The sequence below is a fragment of the Pseudomonas sp. DSP3-2-3 genome (assembly GCF_049898225.1).
In the GTDB taxonomy this organism is placed as follows: Bacteria; Pseudomonadota; Gammaproteobacteria; order Pseudomonadales; family Pseudomonadaceae; genus Aquipseudomonas.
In genome coordinates this window covers 87,419-100,110 of sequence record NZ_JAFCXH010000006.1, presented here as the reverse complement: position 1 = coordinate 100,110, position 12,692 = coordinate 87,419, and the positions used below count along the sequence as shown (strand labels likewise).

13 protein-coding genes are annotated in these 12,692 nt (G+C 59.8%); 7 read left to right on the top strand and 6 right to left on the bottom strand.

The window, feature by feature from the left end; genetic code table 11:
- The first annotated feature begins 168 nt into the window (after nt 1–168).
- The 3 genes from rlmM to pdxB all read left to right on the top strand — a co-directional run bounded on the left by rlmM (nt 169) and on the right by pdxB (nt 2,891).
- The gene (gene rlmM / locus ACP7E4_RS09375) at nt 169–1,236 is read left to right on the top strand and encodes a 23S rRNA (cytidine(2498)-2'-O)-methyltransferase RlmM (RefSeq protein WP_426113345.1); all 1,068 of its coding nucleotides are present in this window, start codon (nt 169–171) and stop codon (nt 1,234–1,236) included.
- Nucleotides 1,237–1,412: 176 nt separating this feature from the next.
- Entirely contained in the window at nt 1,413–1,667 is a 255-nt protein-coding gene (tusA, locus tag ACP7E4_RS09370) for a sulfurtransferase TusA (protein ID WP_426113347.1), read from the top strand.
- A gap of 81 nt (nt 1,668–1,748) precedes the next feature.
- Nucleotides 1,749–2,891, top strand: a complete 1,143-nt coding sequence (gene pdxB / locus ACP7E4_RS09365) for a 4-phosphoerythronate dehydrogenase PdxB (protein ID WP_426113349.1) — start codon at nt 1,749–1,751, stop codon at nt 2,889–2,891.
- Between the two features lie 200 nt (nt 2,892–3,091).
- Here pdxB and ACP7E4_RS09360 read toward each other — a convergent pair whose 3' ends face one another.
- On the bottom strand, nt 3,092–3,268 hold the full coding sequence (locus ACP7E4_RS09360) for a PA1571 family protein (protein WP_426113351.1): 177 nt from the start codon (nt 3,266–3,268) through the stop codon (nt 3,092–3,094).
- A 288-nt stretch (nt 3,269–3,556) separates the two neighbouring features.
- Between ACP7E4_RS09360 and ACP7E4_RS09355 the strand changes: the two genes are divergently transcribed.
- Entirely contained in the window at nt 3,557–5,335 is a 1,779-nt protein-coding gene (locus ACP7E4_RS09355; protein ID WP_426113353.1) for an ABC transporter transmembrane domain-containing protein, read from the top strand.
- An 81-nt stretch (nt 5,336–5,416) separates the two neighbouring features.
- Here ACP7E4_RS09355 and ACP7E4_RS09350 read toward each other — a convergent pair whose 3' ends face one another.
- From ACP7E4_RS09350 to ACP7E4_RS09340, 3 genes are all read right to left on the bottom strand, one after another.
- Nucleotides 5,417–5,698, bottom strand: a complete 282-nt coding sequence (locus ACP7E4_RS09350; RefSeq protein ID WP_065836306.1) for a pyrimidine/purine nucleoside phosphorylase — start codon at nt 5,696–5,698, stop codon at nt 5,417–5,419.
- A 90-nt stretch (nt 5,699–5,788) separates the two neighbouring features.
- Complete coding sequence (locus ACP7E4_RS09345) at nt 5,789–6,331, bottom strand: exonuclease domain-containing protein (RefSeq protein WP_426113355.1); 543 nt, start codon at nt 6,329–6,331, stop codon at nt 5,789–5,791.
- Nucleotides 6,332–6,402: 71 nt separating this feature from the next.
- Entirely contained in the window at nt 6,403–8,373 is a 1,971-nt protein-coding gene (locus ACP7E4_RS09340; protein WP_426113357.1) for an acetyl/propionyl/methylcrotonyl-CoA carboxylase subunit alpha, read from the bottom strand.
- Between the two features lie 349 nt (nt 8,374–8,722).
- Between ACP7E4_RS09340 and ACP7E4_RS09335 the strand changes: the two genes are divergently transcribed.
- On the top strand, nt 8,723–9,514 hold the full coding sequence (locus ACP7E4_RS09335) for a substrate-binding periplasmic protein (protein ID WP_426113359.1): 792 nt from the start codon (nt 8,723–8,725) through the stop codon (nt 9,512–9,514).
- A gap of 59 nt (nt 9,515–9,573) precedes the next feature.
- Here ACP7E4_RS09335 and ACP7E4_RS09330 read toward each other — a convergent pair whose 3' ends face one another.
- Entirely contained in the window at nt 9,574–9,741 is a 168-nt protein-coding gene (locus ACP7E4_RS09330) for a DUF2897 family protein (RefSeq protein ID WP_020292869.1), read from the bottom strand.
- A 214-nt stretch (nt 9,742–9,955) separates the two neighbouring features.
- Here ACP7E4_RS09330 and pyrF point away from each other — a divergent pair, with 214 nt between their 5' ends.
- On the top strand, nt 9,956–10,663 hold the full coding sequence (gene pyrF, locus ACP7E4_RS09325; protein WP_426113361.1) for an orotidine-5'-phosphate decarboxylase: 708 nt from the start codon (nt 9,956–9,958) through the stop codon (nt 10,661–10,663).
- A 12-nt stretch (nt 10,664–10,675) separates the two neighbouring features.
- On the opposite strand, the gene ACP7E4_RS09320 is transcribed toward pyrF, so the two are convergent.
- Nucleotides 10,676–11,680: an NADP-dependent oxidoreductase gene (locus tag ACP7E4_RS09320; protein WP_426113363.1), complete on the bottom strand. Its 1,005-nt coding sequence runs from the start codon at nt 11,678–11,680 to the stop codon at nt 10,676–10,678.
- Nucleotides 11,681–11,930: 250 nt separating this feature from the next.
- On the opposite strand from ACP7E4_RS09320, the gene ACP7E4_RS09315 reads away from it, so the two are divergent.
- Complete coding sequence (locus ACP7E4_RS09315; RefSeq protein WP_426113365.1) at nt 11,931–12,692, top strand: SDR family oxidoreductase; 762 nt, start codon at nt 11,931–11,933, stop codon at nt 12,690–12,692.

The following is a 12,692-nucleotide window of genomic DNA, read 5'->3' as shown; positions in this document are numbered from 1 at the left end:
TCATTGACTGGTGTAGTACTGGACCTGTAGCCCGCGCCAGTGGTTCCTGATTCAGCTATCATGCGCCGCTTTCGCGGCCTTGAGGCTAACCCTTACGTATAGCGGGTCCTGGCTTGTCGCCGGGGCGACGCAGCGCTCAAGTGTCTGATCGCTGCCCAGGAGATACCCATGAACACCCTTTTTATGCACTGCCGACCCGGTTTCGAGGGTGAAGTCTGCTCGGAAATCGCCGAGCACGCGGCGCGCCTGAATGTGTCCGGTTATGCGAAAGCCAAGCCCAACGCCGCCTACGCCGAGTTCATCTGCACCGAAGACGACGGCGCAGCACGCCTGATGAACGGCCAGCGTTTCGCGCAGTTGATCTTCCCTCGGCAGTGGGCGCGCGGGGTGTTTCTTGATTTGCCGGAAACCGATCGCATCAGCGTGATCCTGTCGCACATGGCGGATTTTGCGACCTGCGGCAGCCTGTGGCTGGAAGTGGTCGACACCAATGACGGCAAGGAGCTGTCCAATTTCTGCCGCAAGTTCGAAGCGCCGCTGCGCAAGGCCCTGACCGAGGCCGGTAAACTGGTGGACGACCCGCGCAAGCCGCGCCTGCTGCTGACTTTCAAGAGCGGCCGCGAAGTCTTTCTCGGCGTTGCCGAGTCGAATAATTCGGCGATGTGGCCCATGGGTATTCCGCGCCTGAAATTCCCCCGGGAAGCGCCGAGCCGCTCGACCTTGAAGCTGGAAGAAGCCTGGCACCACTTTATCCCCCGCGATCAGTGGGACGAGCGTTTGTCCGGTGACATGACCGGCGTCGATCTTGGCGCCGCGCCGGGCGGCTGGACCTATCAACTGGTGCGCCGTGGCATGCTGGTCACCGCCATCGATAACGGCCCGATGGCGGAAAGCCTCATGGACACCGGGCTGGTGCAGCATTTGATGGCGGATGGTTTTACCTTCAAACCGCGTCATCCGGTGGACTGGATGGTGTGCGACATCGTCGAAAAGCCTGCGCGTAACGCCGCTTTGCTGGAAACCTGGATCGGCGAAGGGCTGTGCCGTGAAGCGGTGGTCAACCTCAAACTGCCAATGAAACAGCGCTACGCCGAAGTGCGCCGTTTGTTGCAACGCATTGAAGACGGGTTTGAAGCGCGTGGCATCCGTGTCGAAATCGGTTGCAAACAGCTGTATCACGACCGCGAAGAAGTGACCTGCCATTTGCGGCGGCTGGATGGTAAGCGTAAGGGCTGAAGGACCATCAAACGAAATATAACCTTGTGAATTGGAATGAAGTTCGTTGGAGATTCTATGTTCGCGGGCAAGCCTCGCTCCAACGGATTCAGGGCGGCATCTGTATGACTGCCCACCATCGGTTGGCCCTGCCGAATGATTTAAGCGACAATGCCCACCAGCTTCTGGAGCCCTTTATGCCTGTATCGATTGAAACCCTGCCCGTTGACGCTATCCTCGATGCCAGCGGTCTCAACTGTCCTGAACCGGTGATGATGCTGCACCAGAAGGTGCGCGACTTGCCCGCAGGGGGCTTGCTCAAGGTGATTGCCACCGATCCGTCAACCCGGCGCGATATTCCCAAGTTCTGTGTGTTTCTCGATCATGAACTGGTCGATCAACAGGCTGAAGGCGGCACCTTTGTGTACTGGATTCGCAAGAAAGCCGACTGAGTTTTCCGGCCCGCTGATTTGTTTGCTGGCCGATCAGAACGATCAGCGCCTACACTGCCGCGGACTTCCGGGGAGTACACCATGCGAATTGTTGCTGACGAAAATATTCCGCTGCTCGACGCTTTTTTCGCCCATTTTGGTGAAATCCAGCGTTTTCCGGGCCGTTCCATTGACCGCGCAGCGGTAGCCGACGCCGACATCCTGTTGGTGCGCTCGGTAACGCCGGTCACTCGCGAACTGCTGGAGGGCAGCCCGGTGCGTTTCGTCGGCACCTGCACGATTGGCACCGACCACCTGGATCTGGATTATTTCCGGGAGGCGGGCATTCAGTGGTCCAGCGCGCCGGGCTGCAATGCTCGCGGCGTGGTGGATTACGTACTCGGCAGTCTGTTGACCCTGGCGGAAATAGAAGGCGTTGACCTGAATCAGCGCACTTACGGTGTAGTGGGCGCGGGTCAGGTGGGCGGGCGTCTGGTTAACGTCTTGAAGGGGCTGGGCTGGAGTTTGCTGGTCTGCGACCCGCTTCGGCAAGCGAGCGAAAGGGGCGATTTTGTCAGCCTGGATGAAATCGTCCAGCGCTGCGACGTCATCAGCCTGCACACCCCGCTGGACAAGACCGGCGAGCACCCGACCTGGCACTTGTTCGATCATCCACGGTTGCAGCAATTACAACAGGGTTGCTGGCTGATCAACGCCGCACGTGGCCCGGTGGTCGATAACGATGCCTTGTACGACGTGCTGCTGGAACGCGAAGATCTGCAAGCCGTGCTGGATGTCTGGGAAGGCGAGCCGCGAGTGAACGCCGCGCTCGCCGACCTGTGCGTCATCGCCACGCCGCACATCGCCGGCTACAGCCTGGACGGTCGACAACGCGGCACCGCGCAGATTTATCAGGCATTGTGCGGGTTTCTCGAACAACCCGCGCCAATCAACCTCGACGACCTGCTGCCCAAACCGTGGCTGGCGCAAGTGACCCTGGACGAGCAGACCGACCCGACCTGGGCGTTGAATACCCTGTGCCGAGGGGTTTACGACCCACGCCGCGATGACGCCGATTTCCGCCGCAGTCTTGTAGGCGCAGTCAGCCAGCCGGTGGCCTTCGATGCCTTGCGCAAAAACTATCCGCCGCGTCGTGAAATCGACAGCCTGCTGGTGCGCATCAATGGCGAATCTGCAGCGCTGGAGCAGGTGGTGCAGGCGTTGGGTGCAAACAAAACCCTGTAGGAGCGTTCGGAGGTTACGACGGCCGCGAAGGCGATGTGTCAGTCAAACGGCTATCGCTGCCTCGCGTTGATCGTGAGCTCCCACAGCCGCAAACCCTTCGCGAGCAAGCTCGCTCCCACCAAGCTCACTTCTAACGACGAAGCTCAAACACCAGACAGAAAAAACCCGACGTGAAGTCGGGTTCTAAAATTTGGTACGGCTCAATCTTGTTTTTCAGGTTTTACCCAGTTTTTGTCGCATTCCTGACACGCGGCCTGAACCATTTCTTCAGTAATCAGGATTTCGCGTCCGTCCTTGTCGAGCACCGAACCGCCAACGTGCAGGTCAGGATTGGCTCGAACCACCGGGACTTGATTGCTGCTTTCGTGCAAGCTCATGGCCTCTCTCCTTCATCAGGTGTTGCGCCTAAAACTACTCGCGTCAGATGAATCCGCTGTGACATCCCTCAGCTCCTCCGGCGCGTCTTTACTCCACCAGAATCGGCAGAAAACCGCCAGCCCAGGCTTAGATCAATGCTCTCTAGCGCCCCGGCGAAGCGGTCATAACTCACTGACCTGACTTTATCGCTGGAAGTTCATTACCCCCGCCGTACGGTAAACCCGAGCCACGTTGCCCTTCGCGGGTGTAGGCTCTGTGCCTTCAGCCTTTATGCAGGTCCATTTTTCATGGCTTCATTGCTTTCCAGTCGTCAGCGCCAGGCGATTCGTCTGGCTTCGCAGTTTGTCGCGCCGTATCGCTGGCAGGCCCTGGGTGCCTTGTTGGCGTTGATTGTCACCGCCGGCATCACCCTGTCCATGGGCCAGGGCATCAAGTTGATGGTCGATCAAGGCTTCATGACCCGTTCGCCGCACCTGCTCAATCAGTCGATCAGCCTGTTCATGCTGCTGATCCTGGGCCTGGCGATCGGCACCTTCGCACGCTTCTATCTGGTGTCGTGGATTGGCGAGCGGGTGGTGGCGGATCTGCGCAAGCGGGTGTTCGATCACTTGATCAACCTGCATCCGGGCTTTTACGAGAACAATCGCAGCTCAGAGATTCAGTCGCGGTTGACCGCTGATACCACGCTGCTGCAATCGGTGATCGGCTCGTCGCTGTCGATGTTCCTGCGCAATGCCTTGATGGTCATCGGCGGCATCATTTTGCTGTTCATCACCAATCCAAAGCTCACCAGCATTGTTGTAGTGGCGTTGCCATTGGTGGTGGCGCCGATTTTGATCTTCGGCCGTCGAGTGCGCGCCCTGTCCCGGGAAAGCCAGGATCGGGTGGCCGATGTCGGCAGCTACGTGGCCGAGGCATTGGGGCAGATCAAGACGGTTCAGGCCTACAACCACCAGCAGCAGGACAAGCAACGCTTTGCGCGCACCGCCGAAGACGCGTTCGAGACCGCCCGCAAGCGCATTTTGCAGCGCTCGTGGCTGATCACACTGGTGATTGTGCTGGTCCTGGGCGCTGTGGCGGTGATGCTGTGGGTTGGCGGCATGGACGTGATCGAAGGCACGATTTCCAGCGGTGAGCTGGCGGCGTTCGTGTTCTACAGCCTGATCGTTGGCAGCGCCTTCGGTACGTTGAGCGAAGTGATCGGCGAGTTGCAGCGTGCAGCAGGCGCTGCCGAGCGCATCTCCGAACTGCTCCAGGCGAAAAGCGAAATCACCCCGCCGGCCAGCGATTTACTGCGATTGCCGGAGCGGGTCAGCGGTCGTCTGGAACTGGAAAATATCAGCTTCGCCTACCCGTCGCGCCCCGAACGCAACGCCGTGGATGGCATGACTTTGAGCATTGCAGCCGGTGAAACTCTGGCGCTGGTCGGGCCATCGGGGGCGGGCAAATCGACGCTGTTCGACCTGCTGCTGCGGTTTTACGATCCCCAGCAAGGTCGGATTCTGCTGGAAGGTGTGCCCATCGCGCAGCTTGATCCACTGGACCTGCGCCGCTGCTTTGCGCTGGTGTCCCAGACGCCGGCGCTGTTTTTCGGCAGCGTCGAAGACAACATCCGCTACGGCAATCCCGGCGCAAGCAGCGAGCAGATCGAGGCCGCCGCGCGTATCGCTCACGCTCATGAATTCATCATGCAGATGCCTGACGGCTATCAGACCCATCTGGGTGATGGCGGGTTGGGTCTGTCCGGCGGGCAGCGTCAACGCCTGGCGATTGCACGTGCCTTGTTGGTGGATGCGCCGATTCTGCTGCTGGACGAGGCCACCAGCGCACTGGATGCCCAGAGCGAGCATTTGATTCAGCAAGCGCTGCCGAGCCTGATGAAAGGCCGCACCACGCTGGTGATCGCCCATCGACTGGCCACGGTGCAGAACGCTGACCGGATTGCGGTCATCGATCAGGGTCGTTTAGTGGCGGTGGGCACGCATCAGCAATTGATCGCGAGCAACCCGCTGTACGCGAGACTGGCAGCGTTGCAGTTCAATGCGCGGATGGAAGAGGTGGTGTAAATGATCGGTAGGACCGGCTTCAGCGGGAGGACGTGCTCTCCCGGCTGAGGCCGGTCCTACCGATTATGCGCAGACGGGCGCTTAGCGATACTCACACAGGTAAGCCGTATCGACCGCTACCTTGAGTTGGAACTTGCTGTTGGCTGGCACGTTGAACTGGCTGCCGGTGGCGAAATCTTCCCAATCGGTGCTGTCCGGGAGTTTGACGCTCAGCTTGCCGGAGATGACGTGCATGATTTCCCGTTGCGCTGTGCCGAATTCGTATTCGCCTGCCGCCATGACGCCGATGGTGGCCTGACCTTCAGCCTGGCTGAAAGCGATGGATTTGACGGTGCCGTCGAAGTACTCGTTGACTTTGAACATGGCGATTCCTCGAAAAGGGCTGTTAAAAAGGGCCGGCCAGTATGCCCAACGCATAAAAGGCCGTCACCCGCTTTAAGCGTTGCGTTGCATTCACTTGGGCAGAATCAGCGGTAGAAGACGGGCGGTGTTGCGCGCATCCACCAAGGCTCGGTGCTGTTGCCCGTTGAATTGCATGCCGGCCAGTTGCAGCGCGCCATTGAGGCCCAGCGGACGTTGCAGTTGACGCGCCTGAGCGAAGCGTTGCCGGAGATTGACGTGGGGCAACGTGCTCAGGACGCTGGTCAATCCTTGCTGACGCCATTCCTGCTCGAACTGTTGACGATCGTAATCGCCCCAGCTGGCCCAGCCGACGATATGCGCCTGATGATGACTCAGCCAGCGCTCGAACAACGGCCAGACCGCCGTTAGCGGCGCGGCGCTGTCGATATTGCTTTGGCTGATGTGGGTCAGTTCCCGACAGAAATTGGTCAGCAGTGGTCGGCGCACCGGTCGGACGAAGCGCTCGAAGTGATCCAGTTCGCGTCCGTTCAGGTTGACCAGTGTGGCTCCGATTTCAATGATTTCCATTTCTGCCACTGGCCATCCGCCTTCATCCGTGGTGGCCTCCAGATCTATCACCAACCAGTGCGGCATGTGCGGCTCCTTTCCATCAAATCGACTTGGTCTGGAATGGAGGGTAGTCACATTAGTCTCGCTACGTCCAATCAGCCCTCAAACGGCGCGACTTCCAGCAACACTTGCCGCCCCTTGACCTGATCACCGCGGGTGACCTGAACCTGACGGATGACGCCCGCAATCCCGGCCTTGAGCGGCTGCTCCATTTTCATCGCTTCTAGCACCACCAGCAGTTGACCCTGGCGGACCGTAGCGCCCTCGCTGACCAATACCTCGACAATCGAGCCGTCCATGGGGGCCCTGACGGTTCCGGAACCGGCCAGGGCCGGACCGATGATGGTGTCATGCGTGCGATCAACGAAATGCAACGCACCGGATTCACAGTGCAGCCACAGATTCTTGCCCTGCAAGTGGCAGGCATAGCGACGTCGAACCCCGTCAATTTCGACATGGGCCGAGCGTCCGTCGGCTTCCAGTACCTGAACGCTGTGGACGCTGTCGGCGATGCTCAGGTCCAGACGAGCGCCATTGCGGATCAGATTCACTTCCATGACCTGCTCATCGTGGCCCAACAGGTATCGCCGTTGCTCCGGCCCGGTATTGCTCCAGCCGGCGGGCTTGGACGGGTGGGGGCTGGCCGAGCCCTGATAGAACAGGGCCGTAGCGAGGGCCAGCTGCGAGTCCTTGGCGATCTGTGGCATCAGGCTCGCGTCCTCGCGCAGGTGCTGGCCGATGAAACCGGTGCCAACCCGTGCGTCGACAAACGCCTGATGTTTCAGCACACCCGCCAGCAACCGCTGATTGGTCTGCACGCCCAGCAATACGCTGCCTTGCACGGCGCGCAGGAGTTTGCGTCGCGCCTCTTCGCGGGTCGCGCCATGAGCGATGATCTTGCCCAGCAGCGGATCGTAAAAGGGGCTGATGGCCTGATCTTCGAGCAAGCCGTGATCGACTCGCACGCCTTCGAACAGCAGCGGCTGCCAGCGCAACACTCGACCGGTCTGCGGCAGGAAACCTCGTGCCGGGTCTTCGGCGTACAGCCGCGCCTCGATGGCGTGACCGCTCAGCTGAATCTGCTCCTGGCGCAACGGCAAGGTTTCACCAGCCGCCACTCTGATCTGCCAGGCCACCAGGTCCTGCCCAGTGATCATCTCGGTTACCGGATGCTCGACCTGCAGCCGGGTATTCATTTCCAGGAAGTAGAATTGACCGTCATCGGTCAGCAAAAACTCTACTGTGCCGGCGCCCTGATAATTCACCGTTCGTGCAGCCGTCAAGGCAGCGTTGCCCATGGCTTCGCGCAGCTGCGGGCCGACGGCGGGGCTGGGCGCTTCTTCAATGACTTTGCGATGGCGACGCTGCACCGAGCAATCGCGCTCACCGAGAAAAACCAGGTTGCCATGGCTGTCGCCGAAGACTTGCACCTCGACATGTCGCGGATCGATCAGCGCCTGCTCCAGAATCAACTCTGCCGAACCAAAGGCGTTCTGCGCCTCGGCACGTGCGGTGTTGAGCCGCTCCAGCAGCTGACCGTCATGTTCCACCAGGCGCATGCCTCGTCCGTCACCTCCGGCACTGGCCTTGATCAGCACTGGATAGCCGATCCGCCGCGCCTCGCGGCTCAAGGTCTGATCGTCCTGTTCGACACCCTGATAACCGGCAACGCACTGCACACCGGCAGCAATCATGGCCAGCTTTGACAGGCGCTTGCTGCCCATCAGTTCGATGGCTTCGGCGCTGGGGCCGATGAACACCAGGCCGGCGGCTTCGCAGGCGCGGGCGAATTCGGCGCTTTCCGAGAGAAAGCCGTAGCCGGGATGGATGGCGTTCGCTCCGGTGCGTTGCGCGGCATCGAGAATTACCTCGATATTCAAATAGGACTGCTGCACCGTTGGCGCCCCGATGCATACTGCTTCGTCAGCCATCCGCACATGCCGGGCGTCGCTGTCTGCGGCGCTGAAGACCGCCACCGTTCGATAACCCAGATCGCGGGCCGTGCCGATGATGCGGCAGGCAATTTCCCCCCGATTGGCAATGAGAATCTTGTCGAAAGCAGGCATGGGTCACTCCAGCGTTGAGGCAGGGCTCTGCGTTCTCGTTGGAACGGGGCCGTTTTTATTGGGCGATAGCGTTGTTCGGACGGCGGATGATCTCTTGTGGGATCTGGATGAACCACCGGCGACTGTGTCTTGCACAGTAGCAGTGCAGTGATTTTCCGCACTACGCGCAGACCGTCGGCGCGGTCTCGGCTCACTTTTAGTAGCGCTTGGGTATCAAGCCTTGTTAATTCATCCTTTTGGGCAATTGTCTTAACTTCGCAAAACGCCTAATTTAGTTCGTTTGTTTATTACTCTGGGGTGCGCAGTCTTGATGTATGTGTCTGTGCGAGGGTTTTCGCGGGCAGTTTTGATGGCCGCAGCGGCGTTGTTGTCCCTGGAGGCAGCCGCCGAGCAAGTTGTGCGAATTGGTGCCGCGCATTTTCCGCCTTACACCATCAGGCCGGAGAAGGGCGAAGACACCGGGCTGTTGCCGGAATTGGCTGCCGCTCTGAATGCTGCGCAACACGATTATAAGTTTGTGCTGGTGCCGACCTCGATCCCACGTCGCTTTCGGGATCTGGAGCAGGGTCGCATAGACATGGCAATTTTCGAGAATCCCGATTGGGGCTGGGAGCGCATCGCTCACCAGGCTGTCGACATGAAGCTTGAAGACGCCGAGATCTTCGTGGCCCGCAAGGTGGAGGGCCGAGAGCAGACGTATTTCAATGATTTTCACGGCAAGCGATTGGCCCTGTTCAGCGGTTACCACTACGCATTCGCGCAGTTCAATGCCGATCCCGCTTATCTCGCGGAAAACTTTAACGTAACCCTGACGTATTCCCACGACAGCAACCTGCTGATGGTTCTGCGCGGGCGTGCCGATATCGCGCTGGTCACCCGTTCATACCTGAGCGACTTTCTGGCCCGCAATCAAAGCGAAGCCAGGCAACTGCTGGTTTCAGAACGTATCGATCAGGTTTACCGGCATTACGCTTTGCTGCGTCCAGGTGCGCCAATCACTGCTGAACGGTTTGATCAGTTGTTGGCGAAGTTGCGCGATAGCGGCCAGATGCAGAAGATTTTCCAGCCGTATCGCATTGCCGTCACATCGCCACTGACTGAGCCTTCGGTGGTCGGCAAGCAGCGCCTCGAAGCGCCATAGGCTGCAACATTCAGCTCAGCCCGACAGGGCGATGCGGGTCAGGCATCGCCCTGAGGTATTCAGCGATCTTTGGCTTCTTTGGCATCCATTTCGGCATTGCGCTCATGGACGCGTTTGAGTTGTTCATCGGTCAGCGGCAGTTTTTTTGCCGAGTCGCGCAGCATCATCAAACCCCCGACGATCGAGCCGATTGCTACTACCAGAATTAACCAGGCATACCAGGGCATAGTGCTCTCCTTGTTGTGATACCGGTTTGAGCGGTGTCGCTGCTCAATGGTTCAAGTCTAGCCCCATACCCCTTTGGTTGCTGCTGTTTGCGATACTGCGCCGGTCAAAGACGTGTTCATCGGCGAATCGTTTCCGCACGCCGGATCGATTACCCGTCCGGGGACGGCTTCGGCTACAATGCGCGCCGATTTCGACTTACCAGAGAACCCGCTCATGTCCGCCTGCCAGACTCCTGTCATCGTCGCCCTGGATTTCCCGACCCGCGACGCCGCTTTGAAGCTGGCCGACCAGCTTGACCCCAAGCTGTGCCGGGTCAAAGTCGGCAAGGAGCTGTTCACCAGCTGTGCTTCGGACATCGTCGAGACCTTGCGTCACAAGGGCTTCGAAGTGTTCCTGGACCTGAAATTCCATGACATCCCCAACACCACGGCGATGGCGGTCAAGGCCGCTGCGGAAATGGGCGTGTGGATGGTCAATGTGCATTGCTCGGGCGGTTTGCGCATGATGGCGGCTTGCCGCGAAGTTCTGGATCAACGCAGCGGTCCCAAACCGTTGCTGATCGGCGTGACGGTACTGACCAGCATGGAACGTGAAGATCTGGCCGGCATCGGCCTGGATGTCGAGCCGCAAGTGCAGGTCCTGCGCCTGGCAGCGTTGGCGGAAAAAGCCGGAATGGACGGCCTGGTCTGCTCGGCGCTGGAAGCCCAGGCATTGAAGGCCGCGCACCCGGCGCTGCAACTGGTAACGCCGGGGATTCGCCCAAGCGGCAGCGCCCAGGACGACCAGCGCCGCATCCTGACCCCGCGGCAGGCGCTGGACGCCGGTTCCGATTACCTCGTCATCGGGCGCCCGATCAGCCAGGCCGCCGATCCGGCCAAAGCGCTGGCGGCGGTGGTGGCCGAGCTGAATCTGCCGGGTTGATTGATCCCTGAGTCAGATTTTCAACACCAACTTCCCGAAATTCTCGCCCTTGAACAGCTTGAGCAGGGTTTCCGGGAAGGTTTCCAGGCCTTCAACGATATCTTCCCGGCTCTTGAGTTTGCCCTGGGCCATCCAGCCGGCCATTTCCTGGCCCGCAGCGGCGAAGCGGTCGGCGTAGTCCATCACCACGAAACCTTCCATGCGCGCCCGGTTGACCAGCAGCGACAGATAGTTGCTCGGGCCTTTCACCGGTGAGGTGTTGTTGTATTGGCTGATGGCGCCGCAAATCACCACCCGGGCCTTGGGCGCCAGACGACTGAGCACCGCGTCGAGGATGTCGCCGCCAACGTTATCGAAATACACGTTCACCCCATTCGGGCATTCGCGTTTCAGTCCCGCCAGCACGTCTTCGTTCTTGTAGTCGATAGCGCCATCGAAACCCAGCTCCTCCACCAGCGATTGGCATTTTTCCTTGCCGCCGGCTATGCCCACCACGCGGCAGCCCTTGATCTTGGCGATCTGCCCCGCAACGCTGCCGACCGCACCCGCAGCCCCGGAAATCACTACGGTATCGCCACTTTGCGGTGCGCCGACATCGAGCAGCGCGAAGTACGCAGTCATGCCGGTCATGCCCAGCGCAGCCAGGTATCTCGGCAGCGGCGCAAGCTTTGGATCGACCTTGTAGAAACCCTTGGGTTCGCCCAGAAAATAGTCCTGAACGCCCAGCGCGCCCTGAACGAAATCGCCTACTGCGAACTTGTCATTCTGTGACGCAACCACCTCGCCCACGCCCAGCGCGCGCATCACGTCGCCCAACCCCACCGGCGCAATGTATGACTTGCCTTCGTTCATCCAGCCGCGCATGGCCGGGTCCAGCGACAAATACTGGTTCTTGACCAGAATTTGCCCGGTCGACACCTCGCCAACCGGCACTTCCTGATAGGTGAAATCCTCCCGGCTCACTGTGCCGACGGGACGTTTGGCGAGCAGGAATTGACGATTGTTCTGGGTGGTCATGGCAGGTTCTCGCAAAGGGGCAAAAGGACAGAGCGGCAAAAAGATCATTGAAGTCGCTGCTTCAGGTTGAGGCAAGCAAAGGTCGTTCAGCGAATGCACGCCGATCCAGCAAGATGATGAAGTGATGCTGTTTGTATCACTGTAATTCATGCTCCCCTAACCGAGCGCTTGATAGTGCTGACGGAGTGCGTTGCGCAGTGACTAGACTCAATGCTCTTCTCGATTCATCACAACAATAAGGACAATCCCGATGAGCATGACGTTTTCCGGTCAGGTAGCGCTGGTGACAGGCGCCGCAGCAGGCATTGGCCGCGCCACCGCCCTGGCGTTCGCCGCGCAAGGACTTAAGGTAGTGGCGGCGGATCTGGACAGCAACGGCGGCGAACGTACCGTGCAGCTGATTCACGAAGCTGGGGGCGAAGCGTTGTTCGTGCGCTGCAATGTCACCCAGGAAAGCGAAGTGCGGCAATTGATGGAACGTGCCGTGGAGGTCTACGGCCGGGTGGATTACGCCTTCAACAATGCCGGGATCGAAATCGAAAAAGGCCGCTTGTCCGAAGGCAGCGAGGCCGAGTTTGACGCGATCATGGGCGTCAACGTCAAAGGCGTCTGGTTGTGCATGAAATATCAGTTGCCGCTGATGCTCGCCCAGGGCGGCGGGGCCATCGTCAATACGGCTTCGGTGGCGGGCCTGGGGGCGGCGCCGAAGATGAGCATCTACAGCGCGTCGAAACATGCGGTGATCGGCCTGACCAAGTCCGCCGCCATCGAATATGCGAAGAAGAAAATCCGCGTCAACGCGGTTTGCCCGGCGGTCATCGACACCGACATGTTCCGACGTGCCTACGAGTCCGATCCGAAGAAGGGCGAATTTGCCGCCACCATGCATCCGGTCGGCCGGATCGGCAAGGTCGAAGAAATCGCTACTGCGGTGCTTTATCTATGTTGCGACGGCGCTGCCTTCACCACCGGCCAGGCGCTGGCGGTCGATGGTGGGGTGACGGCGATGTGA

Coding starts and splice junctions, on each gene's coding strand:
- rlmM (WP_426113345.1), top strand. CDS start 169: ATGAACACCCTTTTTATGCACTGCCGACCCGGTTTCGAGGGTGAAGTC.
- tusA (WP_426113347.1), top strand. CDS start 1,413: ATGCCTGTATCGATTGAAACCCTGCCCGTTGACGCTATCCTCGATGCC.
- pdxB (WP_426113349.1), top strand. CDS start 1,749: ATGCGAATTGTTGCTGACGAAAATATTCCGCTGCTCGACGCTTTTTTC.
- ACP7E4_RS09360 (WP_426113351.1), bottom strand. CDS start 3,268: ATGAGCTTGCACGAAAGCAGCAATCAAGTCCCGGTGGTTCGAGCCAAT.
- ACP7E4_RS09355 (WP_426113353.1), top strand. CDS start 3,557: ATGGCTTCATTGCTTTCCAGTCGTCAGCGCCAGGCGATTCGTCTGGCT.
- ACP7E4_RS09350 (WP_065836306.1), bottom strand. CDS start 5,698: ATGTTCAAAGTCAACGAGTACTTCGACGGCACCGTCAAATCCATCGCT.
- ACP7E4_RS09345 (WP_426113355.1), bottom strand. CDS start 6,331: ATGCCGCACTGGTTGGTGATAGATCTGGAGGCCACCACGGATGAAGGC.
- ACP7E4_RS09340 (WP_426113357.1), bottom strand. CDS start 8,373: ATGCCTGCTTTCGACAAGATTCTCATTGCCAATCGGGGGGAAATTGCC.
- ACP7E4_RS09335 (WP_426113359.1), top strand. CDS start 8,723: ATGGCCGCAGCGGCGTTGTTGTCCCTGGAGGCAGCCGCCGAGCAAGTT.
- ACP7E4_RS09330 (WP_020292869.1), bottom strand. CDS start 9,741: ATGCCCTGGTATGCCTGGTTAATTCTGGTAGTAGCAATCGGCTCGATC.
- pyrF (WP_426113361.1), top strand. CDS start 9,956: ATGTCCGCCTGCCAGACTCCTGTCATCGTCGCCCTGGATTTCCCGACC.
- ACP7E4_RS09320 (WP_426113363.1), bottom strand. CDS start 11,680: ATGACCACCCAGAACAATCGTCAATTCCTGCTCGCCAAACGTCCCGTC.
- ACP7E4_RS09315 (WP_426113365.1), top strand. CDS start 11,931: ATGAGCATGACGTTTTCCGGTCAGGTAGCGCTGGTGACAGGCGCCGCA.